This window comes from Arthrobacter ramosus (assembly GCF_039535095.1).
In the GTDB taxonomy this organism is placed as follows: domain Bacteria; phylum Actinomycetota; class Actinomycetes; order Actinomycetales; family Micrococcaceae; genus Arthrobacter; species Arthrobacter ramosus.
Genome location: NZ_BAAAWN010000001.1, coordinates 4,776,946 through 4,797,157 on the forward strand (window position 1 = coordinate 4,776,946; position 20,212 = coordinate 4,797,157).

Genomic DNA, 20,212 nt, shown 5'->3' on the forward strand with positions numbered 1-20,212 from the left:
TAGCGCAACGCGCTATTTGGCGTTCTTCGCCGCTTCCGTTGCTTTTTGTTCTGCCAACTTGCGTTCTGCCAACTTGTGTTCTGCCAAGGCTTTGGCGGCCGCGCGCGCTTCCGATTGCTCGCGAATCATAGCCTGTTCTTCCTCAAAGCGCAGCCGATCGGCCCGGTCGGCGTCGTCGCCGTCCCAGTCCTGGTTGTCCGCCTTGGGCTTGGGGTTGACGATCATTCCCTGGCCGCTGGTGTCATTGCTATTTCCTGACATGGCCCGCTCCCTCCGTTAGGGGCATGCGTCCATCAATTGTGGATCAAGCAAGCATACGCACAGTTTTATCCACGCGATAGGGGTTGAAGAGTCAATTATCCAACGCTTTGCGGAGCGGATTCGGGCCGGTCAAGCGCCCGGTTCCCCACCCAGAATGCCCCGAACCCAGGCATGGGCGGATGCGAACGCGGCGTCGGAGGTATGCGGAGCAACCAAGGCTTTCTGCTCGTCCGCCCGTGCATAGGACCCCAGGAAGCGGGTGGCCGGGCTGATCCGGTGCAAGCCCGCCAAAGCATCGGCTACCCGGGCGTCCGAGGCATGGCCGTCGGCGTCGATACTGAAGAAGTAGTGACCCAGATACTGGCCGGTGGGCCGGGACTCGATGCGGCTGAGGTTGACTCCGCGGGTGGCAAACTGGTCCAGGATTTCCATCAGGGCGCCTGGACGGTCTTCGGGAAGGGGCACGACGACGGTGGTCTTGTCCGCGCCGGTGCGTTCAGTCAGTGCACCGGGACGGCTGACGAGGACGAAGCGGGTAACTGCGCCGGGGTTGTCGCCGATGTTCTCTGCGAGGATATTCAGGCCGGGCCGTTCAGCCGCGACAAGGGGGGCGCAGATGGCGGCGTCATAGTGCGCCTCGCCTTCGAGAAGGCCGACGGCGGCAGCCGCCGTGGAGGAGCCCGGCACGTATTCCGCATTCGGGATATTTTCGTCGACCCACAGCCGGCACTGGGCCCAGGCATGGCCGTGGGTGGATATCCGGCGGATGTCCGAGATCTTAACTCCAGGCCGGGCAACCAGCACGAACGTGATGGGAACGAGGGCTTCACGGATGATCCGCAGTTCGGTTCCGGTGGCAATAGCATCCAGGGTGGCGGTCACGCCGCCCTCCACCGAATTCTCGATCGGCACCATGGCCGCATCCGCCTCGCCTCGGCGAACCCTTTCCAATGCCGTGTTCACATTGGTGCAAGGCACCCTGTTGGCATCGGCCGCGCCGGGGACCTGCAGGAGGGCAGCCTCGGTGAAGGTGCCTTCCGGACCGAGGAAGGTGTAGGTGAGCGCGGACGCCGACATTGAATATTCCTTAGGTATTATGCGTCGTGACTAGAGGACAACCGGCTTGAGGCCGTTCTCCGAAACCATCGGGCGGCCGGACTCGAACCACATGTCCATGCCTCCGGCGATGTTGGTGGCGGTGTAGCCCTGCCCCACCAGCCACTGAACCGCCCGGTAGGACCGTCCGCCCGTACGGCAGATGACATACAGGTCATCGTCAGGGTCAAGTTCGTCAAGCCGGGCCGGGATCTGGTCAAGGGGAATATGCAATGCACCCTCGGCGTGGCCCGCTACCCATTCGTAATCCTCCCGGACATCCAGGATTTTCGCGTCCGCCGGAACATCGCCGACAGGCACGGTCTCGAAATCGCTCACGTGGGTCCCTTCCAGTTGATTCAGATCTCCAATCAAGCCTAGTCCCCGCCGCTACCCTTACCTCGCTTCGCTACGGCAAGGGAACCCTCGCGGCGTGGGCCCAGCCACCGCTACTTCCTCACTCCGCCGCCGCGGCACTAGTGTTGGCGCTAAATGTTCGCCGTTGTGGGATATCGAGACCACTCAAGGCAGGGAGGAGGCACCATGGCTGCTCGCGAGACCACTATCCTGGCAACCTCCGGCGGCTATAAGTCCGGTCATCGCACCAGGATGGAGTTCGACCTCCTGGTTCACCATGCCGTCGAACTCTCCGGAGTCGCCGGACGCGCGCCGCGAGTTGCGCATATCGGCACAGCTTCCGGTGACCAGCGTTGGTTCGCCGCGGAATTGGACCAAGCCGCACGGGTTTCGGGCTTCGATTTCAGCCACCTCAACCTTTTCACTATGCCTAATTACAGCGATCCCGAGGCGTACCTTTTGGAACAGGACGTGGTGTGGGTCAACGGTGGCTCCGTGGTCAATATGCTGGCCGTATGGCGTGCGCATGGACTGGACGGAATTCTGAGGCGCGTCTGGGAACAGGGTGTGGTGCTGGCCGGAGTGTCCGCGGGCTCGATTTGTTGGTTCGAAGGCGGCACCACGGATTCCTACGGCCCTGAGTTGCGCGCAGTGACCAACGGACTGGGCTTCCTCCCCTACGCCAATGGTGTCCACTATGACTCCGAACCGGGCCGCCGCCCGCTGGTTCACCGGTTGGTGGCAGAGGGTGTGCTGGGCGAAACGCACTGCACCGACGACGGCGTCGGGCTCGTTTACAAGGGCACGGAACTTGTGGACGTGGTTGCCGAAGTCAGGGGCAAGGCTGCTTATCGCGTCACCGCGGCACCCGGCGATTCGGCCGACGCCGTTCCCGTTGCCGTGGAGGAGCGTTTGGAGTCCCGCTTCCTTGGCTGATATCCACGAACTCGGCGCGGTCGAGTTGCGCCAAGCCCTGGCCGCCGGTCAGCTCTCTGCAGCTGAGGTGGCGGAACACTTCCTTGCGAGGATCGGCCAGCTGAACCATACGCTGGGCGCCTTCGTCACGGTGACGCCAGACCAAGCCATGCTCGATGCCCGAGCCGCTGACGCAGCGTACGTTCGCCGGCGCAACGGAGGTCCCGAGCTTCCCCTCCTGCACGGTGTGCCGCTGGCTTTCAAAGACCTCAGCGATGTTGCGGGAGTCGTGACCACTCACGGCAGTGGTGCCCTGGACCGTAAGCCTGCTCCGGAGGACGGAGCCCTTGCCGCGACACTTAAAGGCGCCGGTGCCATCTCACTGGGCAAGACTCAGGTTCCGGAGTTCGGACTCACGGCTTATAGCGAAAACCGCATCGCACCGCCGTCGCGCAACCCACACGCATTAAGCCGCAGCTCCGGCGGGTCTTCGGGAGGCAGCGCTGCTGCAGTTGCCGCGGGCTTGGTTCCCTTCGCGCCCGGGAGCGACGGCGGCGGGTCGATACGTATTCCCGCTGCGGCATGTGGGCTGCTGGGGCTGAAGCCGGGCCGGGGCTTGGTGCCGGCCGGGGAAAGCGTCGGGGACGCGGCACGACTCGTGGTGGCCGGTCCCTTGGCGCGCTCCGCCGCCGACGCCGCGCTCATGATGGATGCCCTCGTCCCGCACGGAATCCGGCCGGAAGGGGGCTACCTCGCGGGCCTTGAGGAAGCGCCCGCGGCCTTGCGCATCGGCGCGAGCCTGGACAGCCCGTGGTCCGCAACCTTCCCCTTCGCCCCGGAGCAAGAAGCCCTGGGTGCCCTCGCCAAGGGCATCGAACTGCTGACGGAAGCGGGCCATTCAGTGCTCGACGCCGAGATCCGCTACGACAATCGCTATCCGGAAGCGTTCACGACCGCCTGGACCGCCGGCGTCGGGAGCGCCCGGATCCTGCCCCAGCGCGAAGCCCTGCTTACCCCGCTGACCCGGACCTTCCGGCGTCGGGCGCAACAGCGGAGCGCGGGTAAGGTCAACGAAGCGCTCGGCTTCCTGCGGCAGTTCACCCACGACACCGTCGCCCAGTACGCCCAGTGGGACCTCATCCTGACGCCGTCGCTGGCACAGACGCCACGGCCCGTGGGCTGGTTCACCGGGACAATGCCCGGAGGCGAGCAATGGCCGGCCCCCGATTGGCCCGGCGACGCAGACGACGACTACCGCAAGCAATGCGAGTTTGCGCCCTGGTCCTCCATGGTGAACGTGTGCGGACTGCCGGCGATCACCGTGCCCGTTCATTGGACCGGCCCAACCCCTGGAACGGGGTTTCCGATGGGAATCCAGCTCATCGGAAAACAGGGATCCGAGCTCCTGCTCCTGCGGCTCGCGAGGCAGCTTGAGCGGCAGCAAAAACCAGCGCTCCACCCCGGCGAATAGTTGCCCTAGGCACCTAAATGATATGACAATGCGCCCAGTCAATGTCACCATGGATTAGATGAGCACAACTCTAGACACGCGGAAGCCCGCCAAAAACGCGGGCGATACGTCATTTTTCGGCCACCCAAAGATGCTGGCCAGCCTCTTCTCCGTAGAAATGTGGGAACGATTCTCGTTCTACGGCATGCAGGGCATCCTGCTTTACTACATGTACTTCACCGCGGACCACGGCGGACTCTCGATCGACAAATCGCTCGCCGCCGGACTGGTTGGCGCGTACGGCGGAGGTGTATACCTCTCCACGATCCTGGGCGCATGGTTGGCGGACCGGCTTTTCGGCTCCGAACGGGTACTTTTCGGTTCCGCCATCATGATAATGGCCGGCCACATCGCGCTTGCCCTCCTGCCCGGGATCCCGGGCCTGGTGGCAGGCCTGGTGCTCGTGGGCATCGGATCCGGCGGCCTCAAAGCCAACGCAACAGCACTGGTCGGCACGCTTTATGGGGAGAAGGACGAACGGCGTGACGCCGGCTTCTCCATCTTCTACATGGGCATCAACCTCGGCGCCCTCATCGGACCGCTCGTCACCGGCTGGCTGCAGGAAAGCAACGGCTTCCACTGGGGCTTCGGCGCAGCCGCAATCGGCATGGCGATCGGCCTCGTCATCTATGCACTGGGCCGAAACAAACTCCCGGAAGAAGCCCGCCGCGTCCCGAACCCCCTTCCCTCCGCACAGCGGAGCCGTTACGGGCTCATCTTCCTCGGCATCGCCGTCGTGATCGCCGTGCTGCTCGTGACCGGTGTGGTGAACCCCGGCAACCTGGCCCGCAGCATGGCTTACGCAGCCATTGTCGCCTCGCTGATCTATTTCACGCTGATCTTCAGGAGCAAGAAGGTCAAGCCGTTTGAGCGCAAGCGTGTTGTCGCGTTCATTCCCCTGTACATCGCGTCGGCAGCGTTCTGGGCACTCTTCCAGCAGCAGTTCACCTTCATTGCCGTGTACTCGGAGGAAAAACTGGACCGCAACCTCTTCGGCTGGGAAATGCCGGCAGCCTGGGTACAGTCCATCAACCCCGTATTCATCATCGTCTTCGCAGGCGTCATGGCTGCCCTGTGGACAAAACTTGGTCCGAAGCAGCCAGGATCCGCCATCAAGTTCGCCGCCGGACTCTTCGTCATGGGCCTGGCGTTCCTGGCCTTCATCCCCCTGACCGGGGCCGGAAAGACCCCGCTGCTGGTGCTTGTGGGAATCCTCTTCCTCTTCACCTTGGCCGAGTTGTTCCTGTCCCCCATCGGCTTGTCCGTGAGCACCAAGCTGGCCCCCAAGGCCTTCCACACCCAGATGGTGGCCCTGTTCTTCCTCTCGGTGTCTCTCGGCACCGCGCTGGCCGGCATCCTGGCCGGACTGTACAACCCCGACAACGAACTGCCGTACTTCCTGGGCGTCGGCGGCACGGCCGTGGTCATCGCCGTGGCCTTGGCAGCCGGCTCGCCCGCCATCAAGAAATTGATGGGCGGCGTGCGTTAGTCACGTAGCCGACTTAAACCGCGACGGCGGCCGGTGCGTTGGGCGGGTTACCGCCAGACGCACCGGCCGCCGTCGTTTTTGCTAGTAGTTGTAGTTGTAACGCGAAGCGGTCGCAGCAAAAATCGCGATAAAGACCCAGAATATGATCACGCCAACAATGCCGAGGTACCCCATGACTAGGCCCGCAATGGCCATGCCTTTGCCGGCCGGTTCCTTCTTGAGGGCCATGTGGCCGAGGATCACGGCGGCAATCTGGGGCAGGACGAAGATGCCAAGGCCCACGAATACCGCGATCCCGCAGCACATGCTCGCAATACTCAGGCCCTTGGGCTCGACGGGCATGCCATAGTAAGCCGGCTGCCCGTAAGGGCTGGCCGGCTGCCCGTACGCGGGCGGCCCTTGGGGAGGTTGCCCATACGGCGAAGCGGGCTGTCCGTAGGGGCTGGCCGGCTGCTGTCCGTAGGCGGGCTGGCCAAATTGAGCCGGACCGCCCTGGGGCTGGCCGTACGGTTCCTGCGGCTGCTGCGCTTGCGGCTGGGGCTGGGGCTGGCCGTAGGGTCCAGAAGCCGCCGGCGAGGCAAACGGCTGCTCGCCGTACGGGATTTCGCCGGGTTGGGGTGCGGGCGGAATGTACGACGGCGGTTCGTCGCCCTCGGGAGCGCTCTCGGGTTTGGCTGGCTGGTCGGTCATGGTAAATCCCCCTTGCGAGTCTTTGTGCCCAGCCTACCGCCGAGCGAAGGCGCACATAAGCTCCGGTGCCCCAGCTCCCCAAGCCCATGCCGCACTCCGGTAAACGGGCAGTGAATCTTCGTCGGTCAAGCGGAAATACGAAGTCACAGGTACCGCAATAGTGGGTTTTCTCTTCATGCGCACCGGACGGTCTGGCATGCTGGGTCAATGGCTAGCCGTGCGGGCACTGTTGCCCTTCCCCAGGACCTTGTAGACATCACCGCTCTTCTTGACGCGTACTACGACGTGACGCCGGATCTGAGTGATCCCGCGCAGCGCGTTGCCTTCGGCACCTCCGGGCACCGGGGGTCGAGCCTCAGGGCCTCATTCAATGAAGGGCATATCCTCGCCATCACCCAGGCGATCGTGGAATACCGCACCGGGCAGGGCATTACCGGCCCTCTCTTCCTGGCCAAGGACACCCACGGACTCAGCGAACCAGCGCAGAATTCCGCACTTGAAGTCCTCGCCGCCAACGGCGTCAACGTACTGATCGACGCGCGGCACGGCTACACACCCACCCCGGCCCTGAGCCACGCGATCCTCAAGTACAACAACGAAGCCGGCCCCGGCCAGCCCCAGGCGGACGGCATCGTGGTCACCCCGAGCCACAACCCTCCGGCCGACGGCGGTTTCAAGTACAACCCCCCGCACGGCGGCCCTGCTGACACGGACGCCACCGGCTGGATCGCCAACCGCGCCAACGAGCTCCTGGAAAACGGCCTGCGCGGCGTCAAGCGGATTCCTTTGAACGACGCTCTCAAAGCGGATGGCACGGGCAAGTTCGATTTCCTGAGCAGCTACGTGGACGACCTCCCATCCGTCCTGGACCTCGATGCGATCCGCACGGCGGGCGTCCGCATCGGCGCGGACCCCATGGGCGGCGCCTCCGTGGACTACTGGGGTGAAATCGGCGAGCGTCACCAGCTCGACCTGACCGTGGTCAACCCCACCGTGGACCCGCAGTGGGCTTTCATGACCCTCGACTGGGATGAGAAGATCCGCATGGACTGCTCCTCGCCGTCGGCCATGGCCTCACTCATCAAGCGCATGTCCGACAGCGCTTCGGCCGGCACCGGTGCCTTCGACGTCGCTACCGGAAACGACGCCGACGCCGACCGCCACGGCATCGTGACGCCCTTTGTTGATGGGCAGGGCGGCTTGATGAACCCGAACCACTACCTCGCCGTCGCGATCGACTACCTTTACCGCAACCGCACAGGCTGGAACCCGGAGTCCGTGGTCGGCAAGACCCTCGTCTCATCGTCCATCATTGACCGCGTAGCCGCTGGACTGGGCCGCAAGCTCGTGGAAGTTCCCGTGGGCTTCAAGTGGTTCGTCCCCGGCCTGCTCTCCGGCGAGGGCGCCTTCGGTGGCGAAGAATCCGCGGGCGCCTCGTTCAACAAGCGCGACGGAAGCGTCTGGACCACCGACAAGGACGGCATCCTGCTGGCTCTCCTGGCATCGGAGATCACGGCGGTCACCGGCAAGTCGCCGTCCCAGCTGTACAAGGGCCTCACGGACCAGTTCGGCGCGCCCGTCTATGCCCGGATCGACGCCGCTGCCACGCGTGAGCAGAAGGCCAAGCTCGGCAAGCTCTCCGCCGCGGATGTCACGGCCACCACGCTTGCGGGCGAGGAAATCACCGCCAAGCTGACCGAGGCTCCGGGCAATGGTGCCCCAATCGGCGGCCTCAAGGTTGTCACGGAGAACGCCTGGTTCGCGGCCCGCCCGTCGGGAACCGAGGACGTCTACAAGATCTACGCCGAGTCCTTCAAGGGTGCCGAGCACCTCAAGCAGGTCCAGGAAGAGGCCAAGGCGCTCGTGGACGGCGTGATCTCCTAGCCCTCGCTAGTTTGGCTCCGCCGGGAGGCGCCACAGCTTGAGGATTCGGCGAATGGTGTGGTTGCCTTCCGGCGCCATGTCCACCAGCGCGATCTGGTCGAGCACGACGGCGTCACCCGGCTTGGGGCGCTTGCCGTCGTGATGCGAAATATGCGGGCGGTAGTGCTCCATGACGTAGCGCGGGGTTGCCACGCGCCCTCCGACGCTTGCCACAGCGTCGAACAACTCCTCGTGCAGGCCCTGCAAAACGGGATGGTGTTCCACGAGGCTGACCGGGATGGACCCTTGGTGACCGAATCCGGCGTCGGGCCCTACCGTGAGATCCGCCCCTAAGGCGCCCATCGCGGGCGCCGTGACGAGCTCGCCGAGGCGCGCGGCGACGTCGTCATCATCATCGGAGGGATCGACGTCGAACCTCAACAATGTGATGTGCAGCGGCCAGTCACTACGCGGGAAGACCAGCCCGTCAGCCACGGCTTCGACGAACGCCACCAGAATCAGGTTCCGCATAAGGAAATTTTGCCACCGCAGCGCCACTCCCACTCACCAGACGTGAGCGAGCGTTGTCGGAAAAGGCCCTAAAAGTGAGCGAGGGTCGGTCGAGGAAAACGCTCGCTCAGATATACGGCCTCACGGACCGACGCTCGCTCAGATATACCGCCATAAGCGCGAACGCCCGCTCACAAGAGTGAGCGGGCCCCTCATCGTCAAGCTGGTTGTGAGTCATTCATGACCTGTTGATTGAAGGAGCCGGCGATGGCCGTTGATAACAAGGGTTTCACGCGTGAAGAGATCCGTGAGTTCATGCATGAGTACTATTTGCAGCCGCACGGGTCGAGGAAGGTGTGGCTTGCCTCGACGTCTGTTTCCGAGTGGACGTTCCGCCGGTGGCGCAAGATGATGGTCCAGGGCGATATCGACCGTGGCCTGATTCCGCGGGAGCATGGAGGCATGGTCCCTACAAATCGTGAGCTCTCCGCGTTTGAAAAAGCACGCGCGAAGGAAATGGCTGCCCACCGTGCCGAAGTCGAAAGACTCCAGAAGCGGGTGCGGGAGCTGGAGGATACGAATTCCGCGCTGGGAAAAGCTATCGGGCTCTTGCACGACTTGAGCGTGCCAGAGCCCGATACAACCCCGACGAGCGCTCAGAACGGTTCGTAGCGGCCGAGAACAGCCTGGTCCTGGAGTTGCGTGTGATCATCGGCTCCCAGCGGACAGCGCTCGAGCTGGCGGGCGTGTCGCGCGGGACCTGGCATTACCGGTCCAATCCCCGTCCGGCGGTGCAGGACCCGATCCACCAGGCCGACCGGGCCTACGAATGCCGGATCAGCACCGCGCATCACGACCGGATCCTGGGGCTCATCCTGGCCGGCTGGGAGAAGGGCAACTCCGTCGACCATGCCTTCGCCACCGCTTGGGACAACGGCGTGCTGCTCGCCTCCAACCGCACGTGGTGGCGGATCGCGGCAGGGCACGAGGATCAGCAGGCCCGCCCCATCATCCCGCGCAAGCGTGGGGTCAAGCGCGGCTCCTCTGAGATGCCGGTGGTCAAGGCCACCGGACCCTGCCAGGTCTGGTCCTGGGACATCACGGACATCTATTCAAAGTGGCAGGGGAAGGTTTTCAAGGTGTACTCCATCATGGACATCTTCTCCCGGGAGATCGTCGGCTGGCGGGCGGAGGAACGCGAGTCCGACCACCTCGCCGCGGAGATGTTCACGACAGCCATCGCCCGGCACGGCGCCCCGCTCATCGTGCATGCCGATTCAGGCCCGGCCATGAGATCAAACCTGCTCCGTGACACCCTCACCGTCCACGGCGTGGAACTCAGCCATAACCGCCCCTACGTCTCCAACGACAATCCCTTCTCGGAGTCAGGCTTTCGCACGATGAAATACCGGCCCCGCTACCCCCGGATCTTTGACGATCTCGATACCGCCAGGGAATACCTCACCGGCTATGTGCACTGGTACAGCACCGATCACAAACACTCCGGTATCGCGCTGTTCTCACCATCACAAGTCCACGACGGCTCGTGGAAAGAGCTCTGGGACAAACGCGACAAAGTCCACCAGGACTACTACGAACGACACCCAGGAAGGTTCCGCCAACGACCCACCACACCGGCCCCCGCCACATACGTCGGGATCAACCTCCCCCAGACCAAACACCCCACAAAATAGCCCAGTGACTCCACACAGCTTGACAATTCTCGGGCGTTGGCGAAAAGGACGTCAAAAGTGAGCGAGGGTTAGACGGTGCGGACGACGTCCTCGTAGGCGAACTTCGGCTTGGCTTCGCCGAAGGCGTCCGGACCCGGCTGGCCGATGTTGACCACGAGGAAGCTCTTCTGGTCCCCGGCCGGGAAGAACTCGGTGTCGATCGCAGCGAAGTCGGCACCGGTCATGGGGCCGGCAGCGAAGCCGAGCGAGCGGACGGCGATGATGAAGTAGCCGGCCTGCAGGTGGGCGTTGTTGTTGCCCGTGGTTGCGGTGAACTCGGGGTTGGCGTCGTACATGGCCTTCGGGGCGGAGTAGACCGGGAGGAACTTGTCCCACTGCTCGTGCCAAGCGGTGTCGTAGGAGAGCACGGCAACGAGCGGAGCAGAAGCGGTCTTGGCCTTGTTGCCCGGAGAGAGGGTCTCGACGAGCTTGGCGCGGGCCTCGTCCGAACGGACGTAAGTGACGCGCAGCGGCTGGGAGTTGAACGCCGTCGGTCCGAACTTGGTCAGTTCGTAAATGGCCCGTGCCTGCTCCTCGGAGACCTCACCGGCAAAGGAGTTGGCAGTGCGGGCTTCGGCAAAGATGGCGTCGACTGCTGCGGCGTCAATCACTGCTTCTTCGTGGGCGATCGTCATTCGCGTACCTTTCGCTGTGCCCGCAGCCGTGGACGGCCGGGCGCTTATGCTTTCCATGGTTGCAACTTCAACTTCGCCGCGCCTCTTCCCGTGAAGCCACGTGACGTTCCACACAGCGGAATCGGCAGGTCGTCCGGGCGGTAAGGTTGCACCCGGACAATCACAACTTCAGGGAAGGCTCCCGTCGATGAGCATGCTCGGAACCAAATGGAAGCTGCACGGCAACGGCAAGACGATCCGGCCGGGACACGTGGTGGCACCCGAGGAGCGGCTGGCGTGGCCGTTGACCATCGGCGTCGGCATGCAGCACGTCGTCGCGATGTTCGGAGCCACCTTCCTGGTGCCCATCATCACGGGCATGCCACCGGCCACCACACTGCTCTTTTCCGGCATCGGCACTCTGTTGTTCCTGATCATCACCAAGGGCCGGGTACCCAGCTACCTTGGTTCGAGCTTTGCTTTCATCGCCCCTATCCTGGCGTCCCAGCAGCAGTTCGGCGTTCCCGGCGCGCTGGGCGGAGTGGTGCTTGCCGGCGTCGTACTGGCGCTTGTCGGCGCGGTGGTGCAGAAGTTCGGCGCTGAGTGGATCAACCGGACGATGCCGCCTATTGTCACGGGCGCAATCGTCGCCCTGATCGGCCTGAATTTGGCGCCGGCCGCAAAGGCGAACTTCGACAAGGCCCCGGTCACCGCCCTCGTGACGCTGGTGACGATCATCCTGGTGAGCGTCTTGTTCCGCGGCATTCTGGGCCGTTTGAGCATCCTGGTTGGCGTGGTGGTGGGTTACCTTACCGCCATGGCGGGCGGCGAAGTGGACTACTCCAAGATGGACTCGGCCTCGTGGATCGGCCTGCCGCACTTCCAGACTCCCGAGTTCCACCTCGGCGTCGTGGGCTTGTTCGTGCCGGTTGTCTTGGTGCTCGTGGCCGAGAACGTGGGGCACGTGAAGTCCGTGGCCGCGATGACTGGCCGAAACCTCGATGACGTCTCCGGCCGCGCGTTGATCGCAGACGGTGTCGCGACGGTCCTCGCCGGATTCGGCGGCGGCTCAGGCACCACCACCTATGCCGAGAACATCGGCGTCATGGCGGCCACGAAGGTCTACTCGACGGCGGCCTACTGGGTTGCCGGTGCCTTCGCCATCCTCCTGAGTTTCTCGCCCAAGTTCGGCGAACTGATTGCCACCGTTCCCGCTGGGGTGCTCGGCGGTGCCGCGACCATGCTCTACGGGATGATCGGCGTCCTGGGCGTGAAGATCTGGGTGCAGAACAAGGTCAACTTTTCCAACCCCATCAACCTGACCACGGCCGCGGTTGCTTTGATTGTCGGGATCGCGGATTACACGTGGACCATCGGCGAACTCAAGTTCACGGGCATCGCACTGGGCTCGGCCGCTGCTTTGGTGGTCTACCACGGCATGAAGGGCATAGCCCGTTGGCGCGGGACGGTCGCCGAGCCGGAGATGGAGATGGCAGGGCTGCCGCCGGCGGCGAAGGCAGCGATGAACGCGGCGGCAAAGAGGAGCGGGAAGAAGAAGTAGGGGCTTCCATAAGTTCGGCGGGGAGGGTAGCCCTCCCCGCCGAACACTTAGCTATGACAGGCGCGCGCGGACAATCTCACTGACAGCCTTGCCGTCGAAGCGGCCAGCGACTTTTTCGGTGACCGGCTTCATGACGTAGCCCATGTGCATCAGGCTCAACTCCACGCCGTCGGCCTTCAGTGAGGCGATGGTCTCGTCAACAATGGACTCGACTTCTTCGGCGGTCAGTGGTTCCGGCAGGTAGGCCTCGATTACCTCGGCGTCCGCGATCTCCGTGGCTGCCCGCTCGGACTCTCCGGCCTCCTCGTAGAGGCGGGCGACCTCGTGATACTGGGAAGCCTCCTTTTGCAGCATGGCCGTGATCTGGGTGTCGTCCAGGTGGATCGGCGCCTGTCCGGCCTTCTCACGGGTGTCGATCTCACTCAGGACGTTGCGCGTGGCGTTCAGGGCGACGCGGTTGCCATCCTTCATATGGCTGACGACGTCTGCGTGCAGCCGCTCTTTCAAGGTGGACATGGTGTGCTCCTCGATTCGATTTACCATGCTGGCCGGCTGCCAGCCCGGCAGGCGGTGACGGCGTCCCGGGCGGGGCCGTCGCATCGTAGGTGCATGGCAAAAGTCAGAGCCATGCTTTTGTACGTTAATTATCTGCCCGGTGACGCCGAGTAACCCAGTTGAACATGCCCCCTCTTGGCACTCAGGAATGGACATATTCGCACTATGTCCATTCCTCGTTGCCAACGGGGGGCATGTCCCTTGATGGACCGGAACTTAGACCCCTTCAAGCACCTGACTCGTAGCCCATGCAAGGTACTTGGCGGCGTTCGCTATGGCGTCCGCGGCGTCGGGCACGCCATCCCGACGTTGTGCAATGTCGAGCAACTGCGCCGCGGCCACCACGCCGTGGCCGGCTAGTTCCTCGGGGGTCACCAGGATCCTGCCGGCCACCACAATCACCGGAATGCCTTGCCCGTGGGCCGAATCCGCGAGAGCAATGGGTGCCTTGCCTGTCAGCGACTGCGAGTCCATGGATCCTTCGCCGGTGATCACCAGGTCCGCGCCGCCGAGCTGTTCGGGAAGCCCCGTCAGTCCCGCTACGAGGGCGAACCCGCCTTCCAGCGTCGCCTGGGTGAAGGCCAAGAACGACGCCGGGAATCCGCCGGCCGCTCCGGCACCGGGAACGTTGACGTCCTGTCCGCCCGCCTCCCGCAGCAGGGAAGCCCAGTTGCGCAGGCCGGCGTCGAGCAGTTCCACCGCCTCCTCGTCCGCGCCCTTTTGCGGGCCGAAAACATGCGCGGCGCCGTCGCTGCCGAAGAGGGGATTCTGGACGTCGACGGCGATCCGGAACCTCACCGCGGTCAGGCGCGGATCCAGCCCGGAGACGTCGAGGGACACGACGTCGGCGAGCGAGCCACCGCCGAGCGGAACCACATTTCCGGCCGCGTCCAGGGGCTTGAGTCCGAGCGCACGCAACGCGCCGCTGCCGCCGTCGGACATCGCGGAACCGCCCACACCGAGCACAATCTCGGTGGCTCCGGCGTCGAGCGCCGCGGCGATGAGCTGGCCGCAACCGTAGCTGTGGGCGCGCAAGGCGTTCTCCGGCGTCGGCTCCATGTGTGCCAATCCGGACGCCTGTGCGGTTTCGATCACCGCGATGGCTCCGCCGAAAGCATTTTGCCGGATGGCCCACGCAGCGCCCACCGGTTTGAGAATGGGGCCGACGACGGCATTGATCCGCTCTTCGTAGCCTGCCGCCACAGCTGCTTCCAGTGTTCCTTCGCCCCCGTCGGCTATGGGAAATTGCGTCACCACGGCATCCGGATACACGCGCAATGCCCCTTCGGCCATCGCCGAAGCCGCTTCTGCGGCGGTGAGGGAACCTTTGAACTTGTCCGGGGCAATCAGGATGCGCATGCTCCCATCCTGCCAGCGGGGCTAAGCTTTTCGCAGATTCGTACGTGGAGATGTCGAAAACAGCTCACGCCGTTCGTGTAGAGGGTGAGACGCGGGCAAGGTGCCGGCGCCACATCCCAAGGAGGAACAGTCATGTCACGCTATCTGCTCAGCATCTACCAGCCCGACGGCCCCGCCCCGGAGCCCGAAGTCCTCAACAAAATCATGGCCGATCTTGACGTCCTGAACCAGGAAATGCGAGACGCCGGCGCCTGGGTTTTCACGGGCGGCCTGCACCCCGCCAGCACCTCCACGGTGGTACGTGTGAACGACGGCGAAGTACTCACCACCGACGGCCCCTTCGCCGAGGCCAAGGAACACGTGGGCGGCCTGTGGGTGATCGAAGCCCCGGACCTGGACGTGGCACTTGGCTGGGGGCGCAAAGCCGCCCAAGCCACCACGCTGCCAATCGAGGTCCGGCCGTTCGCGGGCTACCGGGAATAGTTTCCCCATGGTCCATATTTCTGAGATCGGACAAATATTCCGCGAAGAGTATGGACGCTCCGTGGCTGTCCTGGTCCGCGTTTTGGGCAGCATCGATGCCGCCGAAGACGCGGTCCAGGACGCCTTCACCGAAGCCGTTGCACGTTGGCCCGACGCCGGGCTGCCGCCAAGCCCCGCGGGCTGGATCATCACCACGGCCCGCAACCGCGCCATCGACCGGCTCCGCCGCGAGGCCTCCGGCAGGGAGAAACTCGCCCAGGCCGCGCTCCTGCACGGCGATGAACGCGGCGATGAACCCGAAGGAATCGAGGTGGACACCGTGGAAGACGACCAGCTCCGGCTGATCTTTACGTGTTGCCACCCCGCACTCAACGGGGCCGCGCAGGTGGCCCTGACACTCAAGCTCCTGGGCGGGCTCAGCACCGCCGAAATCGCCCACGCTTTCCTCGTCCCCGAGCCAACCATGGCACAGCGCCTGGTGCGGGCGAAAGGAAAGATCCGCGACGCCCATATCCCCTACCGGGTACCGAGCGGGGCCGAGCTGCCGGAGCGGTTGAAGTCGGTGCTGGCGGTGGTCTACCTGGTCTTCAACGAGGGCTACGCGGCAAGTTCAGGGGCCGGGCTGGTGCGCGAAGACCTCTGCCGCGAGGCTATACGCCTCGGCCGGCTCATCATGGAACTCATGCCTGATGAGCCCGAAGCCAAAGGGCTCCTGGCACTCATGCTTCTGCTAAATGCCCGCCGCACAGCACGGACAAGTTCCGACGGCGGCATGGTGCTCCTCGCGGACCAGGACCGCAGCCTCTGGGATTCCGACCTAATAGCGGAAGGGCAACTGCTGGTGCGGCAATGCCTGAAGAGGAACCAGCCCGGACCGTACCAATTGCAAGCTGCCATCAACGCTGTGCACAGCGATACCGCACAACCCGCGGACACGGATTGGCGCCAAATCCTGGCGCTGTACGGGCAACTCCTGGCCATGGAGCCGACCCCGGTGATCGCCTTGAACAGGGCCATTGCCCTCGCGGAGGTGGAAGGACCCGCCGCGGGGCTTGCCGCCGTCGACGTGCTTGAACTGGGCAACTACTACCTGTTCCACGCCGTGCGGGCGGATCTCCTCCGACGCTTGGGCCGTGACGACGAAGCTGTCGCCGCCTACCGGGCAGCGCGGGAGCGCACCGATAACGACGCCGAGCGGGACTTCCTGGCGGCACGCGCCCGGGCGCTCACCACCATTGGCCCCGGCGCTGCAGCACCGACTTCAGATGATCCGCCCGGTCGGTGACCAGGCCGTCCACGCCCATCTCCAGCAGCCTGGCCATCTCGGCGGGATCGTTGACTGTCCAGACGTGAACCTGCAGCCCAAACCGATGCGCGCGCCGCAGGAAACCGGGCGTCACTACCGTCACGGGGCCGTAGCGGACCGGCACCTGGAGGGCATCGACGTCGTGCAGGATCTTCCGCAGCCAGCGGTCCGGAAGAAGCGGTCCCAAAAGAGTAAAGGCAGCGTTGCAGGCGATTCCAGCTGAAGACGCCGTGCGGCGGCTGAGCAGGCGCAGGACCGCCCGACGACGTCGGTCGGAGAAGCTCGCGATCAGCACCCGGTCATGGGCATCGAGTTGTTCAATGACTCCGGCGAGGGGTTTGACGGTATGCCAATCCTTGACGTCGACGTTCAGCCGCGCCTCGGGGAATTCCGTCAGGACGTCTGCCAAGTGGGGAATTGCTTCGCGGCCCCCGATGCGGGCCTTGGCAATCTCGGCAGCGCTGAGGCTGGAGATGGGGCCGTGGGCATCGGTGACACGGTCGAGGGTGTCGTCGTGAAAAAGGAGCACCACGCCGTCGGCAGTGGTGCGGGCATCGGTTTCAAGATGCGTGATGCCAAGCTCAAGCGCGGCCCTGAATGCTGCGGCCGAGTTCTCAAAGCCATCCGGCGAAAACCCGCGGTGCGCGAAGGCAAGCGGAGCGGATTGTCCGTCCGGGCGACTGAAGAAGGGCAAATGCGAGCTCACACGGGTAGCGTAACCCGGCCGTGCCGCCCGCGACCCCGTCAGGATTCCTGCCGGACGATCTCCACGCCGTCGCCGCAGTGCACCAGCGTGCGGCCGCGGCCGCCGTCGAGGTTTACCCAGACCACGCTGTGGTCGCTCGAAACGGCGTCCACTTGGCCGGGGTTCTCAAACCCCGGCGCGAGCTTGACGCTCACGCGGTCTCCGCGGCGCAACTGCTTCCAATGTTCGGCCGGCACTGCGCGGCGAACGGGGGCCTCGGGCCACCCCGTCGTCTTTCTCTTGGCCATCATGTCCCCTGTGATCGGCATCGAATACGGCAAGAGCATACGGGGACTAGTTGAACGGCAGTTGGACTGAAGCTGTGTAATGGGTGAGCGCTCCCAACTAACCAGCAATTGTTGTCGTTTAGAGGCCTGAAAACGACATTAACTGTTGGCTAGTTGGGAGCGCCCGGTCGGAAAGGGATCCCTAGATGATCGCGGCGCGGAGTTGCTTCGCGGCCAGCGCGGGGTCGTCGGCTCCGTAAATGGAGCCGCCGACGACGGCGACATCCGCTCCGGCGCGCTGGACGGCTCCGATGGTGGACAGGTTCACGCCGCCGGCCACGGAGAACGGCACGCGGGCTTCCTCGCCGGCGCTCAGCAGGACATCCAGGTTGTAGCCCGGCTTTGCCTGCTCGTCGAGGCCGGCGTGGAACTCGATGAACTTGGCACCGAGGGCGCGGGCCTCCTTGGCACGGGTCACTTTGTCCGCCACGCCGATCAGGTCCACCACGATGCCCTTGTTGTGGGCCTTGGCTGCCTTGACTGCACCCGCGATGGTGGAGTCGTCTGCGCCGCCGAGCACTGAGACGAGGTCCGCGCCGGCTTTGAAAGCGATGTCGGCTTCGAGTTCGCCGGCATCCATGGTCTTGAGGTCGGCGAACACGATCTTGTCCGGGTGGGCTTCCTTGATGGCGGTCACGGCGGACAGGCCTTCGCTTTTCACGAGCGGAGTGCCGAGTTCGATGATGTCAACGTATTCGGCCACCTTGCCCGCAATTTCGAGGGCAGCTTCGGTGGTGAGGACGTCGATGGCGACTTGCAGCTTCATGGAGGGGTTCTCTTTCCGTAATTTGTTGTGCTGTCGGTGCGATGGAATCAGGGGCTATTCGAGGTTGGCGTGGCGGAGCCAGAGTTCCTCGGCCGGGGTTGCGTCGTTGTCCCACAGGGTCTGGAACACTGCTTCGGCAACGAGGAAGAGGACCTGCTCGAATAGACTGCCGGAGTACTGGCGGGACACTGTGGACCCGTGGTCTGTCTTCTGCGCCGCAGGAATGATGACGACGACGTCGGCCAGTTCCGCGAGCCGGGACGTTGCGTTCGTGGTGTAAACGGCGATCCTGGCGCCGGCTTTGGACGCCGTCTCAGCGGCGCGCACGACACCGGAGGTCGTCCCGGAGCCCGAGGCAAGCAGCAGGAGGTCGCCCGAGCGGATGGCCGGCGTCGTGGTGTCCCCCGCGATGTGCACGTCGAAGCCGAGGTGCATCAGCCGCATCGCGGCCATCCGCAGGACAAGGCCGCTGCGGCCTACTCCTGCAACAAAGATCCGGCCGGTGGCCGAGTTCCCAGCGGTCTGGACTTCCGTGGCCAAGCGGGACAGTTGCCGCAGGTCCACTTCAGCGGCCGTTTCCGCGATCTCGCTGCCCACGAGGGCCAGGCTTAGCTCGACATCCGATGCGGCGTGGACAGTCTCGGCGGTGGTGGTCATGCGTTACCTCCTGCTCAGGTGAATGCTCCGTTTGAATCAATCGTTCAGGACTGAACGGATAGGCGTAACGCTGTGCATGGGCAGTCTTAGCTACTCGTTTGGGTAGTAGGCGCGGGACGTGGGGCGCTACAGTGGCGGGATGACTCCAAGCACCTGGACACTCCTCGAAGCGGTTGCCGCACTCGCGAACGCCCCGTTGATGAGTATCGCCGAGCGACTTCGTGAAGCGTCGCTGCCCTACGTGGGCAGCAGCGCGCTCGTCATTTTCACCGAAGACTGCACTGGCCGGCCCCAGAAGAAGGCCGGGGCGGAAGGCATCATCAGCCGTGTCTCCATTCCCGAACTGGACCAGTTGCGCTCCCATGTGGCGGAAGGCGAGGCCTGGCAGGGAGAAGCGACCATCGCCGGAGGCCAGCTTCCGGTTCTTGCCTTGACGTCCGAGACCAGTGCGCTGCTGACCCTGACTGAGCCGGTCCTGCCCGAGGAACCGCTGGAGCGTGAGTCGGCGCTGCGGATGCTTGACTACCTGTGGCAACTGGCGGCGCGGCGCATCCAGGAGAAGGTGGCGGACGCTCCGCCGTCGTACCTCTTGGAATCCCGGGCGGCGTCCGCCGAGCGGCTCCGCGTCACTGCCGAACTCGTGGACAGGCATTCCACCACGCTCGAGACGATGTTGGCGGCGCTACGATCAAGCTCCCTCGACGACGCCGCGGCCCGCAAGACCGTCACGGATCTTGCCGCGACCTCGCTCGTCAATCTGCGGACCTTCAGCGACCGCACATCGGATCTCGTGGAAGAGCCTGTGGCCACGGCGTTTGAAAGGCTGCGGGAGGACCTGCGGCCACTCATGCACTTCAGCGGACTCGACGTCCAGTTCATCGAACCGCCGGTGAACGGGCGCGCCTTGCCCGGCGAAGTCGCGCACGCCGCCCGGGCGATCGTGCGGGGTCTGGTACTGGCCATCGTGGACCAGCCTGCGGTGAGGCGCGTCCGGGTGCAGTGGGATTGTGACGGCGTGAACCTGCTCATCAATGTGCGCGACGACGGCCTGGGTGAACTGACTGCGGATTCGCCCAACATTGCCCGGCTCAACAGCAGAGTGGCAGCGCTGGACGGCCGGATGAACGTCGAGGTCATGGCCGGCTGGGGAGCGGACGTGCAGGTGGTCATGCCGCTGGACCCACCATCAGCCCCCGTGGGCGATATCGGTGGATGGGGCCTGGCCGAGCGCGAAATGGAAGTTCTTCAACTGTTGGCGGCCGGACAGCGCAACCGTGCCATCTCCGCCAAGCTACACATCAGCGAAAACACCGTTAAATTCCATGTCAGGAATATCTTCAGGAAGCTCGGCGTCGGTTCACGAACAGAGGCCATTGCACTGGCGCACAGCCACGGGCTACGGGCGCCGAACTAGCGGCCGTCGCGCGCCGGCCGGTGCGCGCCGGCCGGTGCGCGA

At 64.5% G+C, this 20,212-nt stretch carries 22 protein-coding genes; 10 read left to right on the top strand and 12 right to left on the bottom strand.

Annotated elements, in window-relative coordinates:
* Positions 1-12: 12 nt before the first annotated feature.
* The 3 genes from ABD742_RS22005 to ABD742_RS22015 all read right to left on the bottom strand — a co-directional run bounded on the left by ABD742_RS22005 (position 13) and on the right by ABD742_RS22015 (position 1,695).
* Positions 13-261 carry a hypothetical protein gene (locus ABD742_RS22005; protein WP_234754884.1) on the bottom strand — a complete coding sequence of 83 codons (249 nt, stop codon included), beginning with the start codon at positions 259-261 and terminating at the stop codon, positions 13-15.
* Positions 262-390: 129 nt separating this feature from the next.
* Positions 391-1,338, bottom strand: a complete 948-nt coding sequence (gene pheA, locus ABD742_RS22010) for a prephenate dehydratase (RefSeq protein ID WP_234754883.1) — start codon at positions 1,336-1,338, stop codon at positions 391-393.
* A gap of 30 nt (positions 1,339-1,368) precedes the next feature.
* Positions 1,369-1,695 (bottom strand): rhodanese-like domain-containing protein, encoded by a 327-nt coding sequence (locus ABD742_RS22015; RefSeq protein WP_234754882.1) that lies wholly within the window; start codon positions 1,693-1,695, stop codon positions 1,369-1,371.
* Between the two features lie 204 nt (positions 1,696-1,899).
* Between ABD742_RS22015 and ABD742_RS22020 the strand changes: the two genes are divergently transcribed.
* From ABD742_RS22020 to ABD742_RS22030, 3 genes are read left to right on the top strand one after another with little or no spacing between them, the layout of a single operon-like run.
* The gene (locus ABD742_RS22020; RefSeq protein WP_234754881.1) at positions 1,900-2,649 is read left to right on the top strand and encodes a Type 1 glutamine amidotransferase-like domain-containing protein; all 750 of its coding nucleotides are present in this window, start codon (positions 1,900-1,902) and stop codon (positions 2,647-2,649) included.
* Complete coding sequence (locus tag ABD742_RS22025) at positions 2,642-4,099, top strand: amidase (protein WP_234754880.1); 1,458 nt, start codon at positions 2,642-2,644, stop codon at positions 4,097-4,099. The genes ABD742_RS22020 and ABD742_RS22025 overlap by 8 nt, the downstream gene beginning before the upstream one ends.
* Positions 4,100-4,157: 58 nt before the next feature.
* Positions 4,158-5,627 carry a peptide MFS transporter gene (locus tag ABD742_RS22030; protein ID WP_234754879.1) on the top strand — a complete coding sequence of 490 codons (1,470 nt, stop codon included), beginning with the start codon at positions 4,158-4,160 and terminating at the stop codon, positions 5,625-5,627.
* Positions 5,628-5,708: 81 nt separating this feature from the next.
* On the opposite strand, the gene ABD742_RS22035 is transcribed toward ABD742_RS22030, so the two are convergent.
* The gene (locus ABD742_RS22035; protein ID WP_234754878.1) at positions 5,709-6,317 is read right to left on the bottom strand and encodes a DUF4190 domain-containing protein; all 609 of its coding nucleotides are present in this window, start codon (positions 6,315-6,317) and stop codon (positions 5,709-5,711) included.
* 207 nt (positions 6,318-6,524) lie between these two features.
* Here ABD742_RS22035 and pgm point away from each other — a divergent pair, with 207 nt between their 5' ends.
* Positions 6,525-8,201: a phosphoglucomutase (alpha-D-glucose-1,6-bisphosphate-dependent) gene (gene pgm, locus ABD742_RS22040; protein WP_234754877.1), complete on the top strand. Its 1,677-nt coding sequence runs from the start codon at positions 6,525-6,527 to the stop codon at positions 8,199-8,201.
* Positions 8,202-8,207: 6 nt separating this feature from the next.
* Here the strand turns inward: pgm and ABD742_RS22045 are convergent, their stop codons facing one another.
* Positions 8,208-8,711, bottom strand: coding sequence for a 2'-5' RNA ligase family protein (locus ABD742_RS22045; protein ID WP_234754876.1), 504 nt, complete (start codon positions 8,709-8,711; stop codon positions 8,208-8,210).
* A gap of 246 nt (positions 8,712-8,957) precedes the next feature.
* Here ABD742_RS22045 and ABD742_RS22050 point away from each other — a divergent pair, with 246 nt between their 5' ends.
* Entirely contained in the window at positions 8,958-9,362 is a 405-nt protein-coding gene (locus ABD742_RS22050; protein WP_344788531.1) for a coiled-coil domain-containing protein, read from the top strand.
* Positions 9,363-9,394: 32 nt separating this feature from the next.
* Complete coding sequence (locus ABD742_RS22055; RefSeq protein ID WP_344789068.1) at positions 9,395-10,384, top strand: DDE-type integrase/transposase/recombinase; 990 nt, start codon at positions 9,395-9,397, stop codon at positions 10,382-10,384.
* A gap of 68 nt (positions 10,385-10,452) precedes the next feature.
* Here ABD742_RS22055 and ABD742_RS22060 read toward each other — a convergent pair whose 3' ends face one another.
* Positions 10,453-11,058 carry a malonic semialdehyde reductase gene (locus ABD742_RS22060; RefSeq protein ID WP_234753032.1) on the bottom strand — a complete coding sequence of 202 codons (606 nt, stop codon included), beginning with the start codon at positions 11,056-11,058 and terminating at the stop codon, positions 10,453-10,455.
* 187 nt (positions 11,059-11,245) lie between these two features.
* Between ABD742_RS22060 and ABD742_RS22065 the strand changes: the two genes are divergently transcribed.
* Positions 11,246-12,598 carry a uracil-xanthine permease family protein gene (locus ABD742_RS22065; RefSeq protein ID WP_234753031.1) on the top strand — a complete coding sequence of 451 codons (1,353 nt, stop codon included), beginning with the start codon at positions 11,246-11,248 and terminating at the stop codon, positions 12,596-12,598.
* A 51-nt stretch (positions 12,599-12,649) separates the two neighbouring features.
* On the opposite strand, the gene ABD742_RS22070 is transcribed toward ABD742_RS22065, so the two are convergent.
* Both ABD742_RS22070 and ABD742_RS22075 read right to left on the bottom strand, forming a co-directional pair.
* Complete coding sequence (locus tag ABD742_RS22070; RefSeq protein ID WP_234753030.1) at positions 12,650-13,114, bottom strand: GatB/YqeY domain-containing protein; 465 nt, start codon at positions 13,112-13,114, stop codon at positions 12,650-12,652.
* Between the two features lie 255 nt (positions 13,115-13,369).
* On the bottom strand, positions 13,370-14,512 hold the full coding sequence (locus tag ABD742_RS22075; protein WP_234753029.1) for a glycerate kinase: 1,143 nt from the start codon (positions 14,510-14,512) through the stop codon (positions 13,370-13,372).
* A gap of 132 nt (positions 14,513-14,644) precedes the next feature.
* Here ABD742_RS22075 and ABD742_RS22080 point away from each other — a divergent pair, with 132 nt between their 5' ends.
* Together ABD742_RS22080 and ABD742_RS22085 are read left to right on the top strand one after the other, a co-directional pair.
* Positions 14,645-14,995: a YciI family protein gene (locus ABD742_RS22080; RefSeq protein ID WP_234753028.1), complete on the top strand. Its 351-nt coding sequence runs from the start codon at positions 14,645-14,647 to the stop codon at positions 14,993-14,995.
* 7 nt (positions 14,996-15,002) lie between these two features.
* Complete coding sequence (locus ABD742_RS22085; RefSeq protein WP_234753027.1) at positions 15,003-16,280, top strand: RNA polymerase sigma factor; 1,278 nt, start codon at positions 15,003-15,005, stop codon at positions 16,278-16,280.
* On the opposite strand, the gene ABD742_RS22090 is transcribed toward ABD742_RS22085, so the two are convergent.
* From ABD742_RS22090 to hxlB, 4 genes are all read right to left on the bottom strand, one after another.
* A complete protein-coding gene (locus ABD742_RS22090; RefSeq protein WP_234753026.1) occupies positions 16,222-17,007 on the bottom strand; it encodes a glycerophosphodiester phosphodiesterase family protein in 786 nt (261 codons plus the stop codon). The genes ABD742_RS22085 and ABD742_RS22090 overlap by 59 nt on opposite strands.
* A gap of 38 nt (positions 17,008-17,045) precedes the next feature.
* Positions 17,046-17,294 carry a hypothetical protein gene (locus tag ABD742_RS22095; RefSeq protein WP_284990232.1) on the bottom strand — a complete coding sequence of 83 codons (249 nt, stop codon included), beginning with the start codon at positions 17,292-17,294 and terminating at the stop codon, positions 17,046-17,048.
* Positions 17,295-17,475: 181 nt separating this feature from the next.
* Entirely contained in the window at positions 17,476-18,099 is a 624-nt protein-coding gene (hxlA, locus tag ABD742_RS22100) for a 3-hexulose-6-phosphate synthase (protein ID WP_234753024.1), read from the bottom strand.
* Between the two features lie 54 nt (positions 18,100-18,153).
* A complete protein-coding gene (hxlB, locus tag ABD742_RS22105) occupies positions 18,154-18,756 on the bottom strand; it encodes a 6-phospho-3-hexuloisomerase (protein ID WP_234753023.1) in 603 nt (200 codons plus the stop codon).
* Between the two features lie 139 nt (positions 18,757-18,895).
* On the opposite strand from hxlB, the gene ABD742_RS22110 reads away from it, so the two are divergent.
* Entirely contained in the window at positions 18,896-20,170 is a 1,275-nt protein-coding gene (locus ABD742_RS22110; protein WP_234753022.1) for a helix-turn-helix transcriptional regulator, read from the top strand.
* Positions 20,171-20,212: the final 42 nt, after the last annotated feature.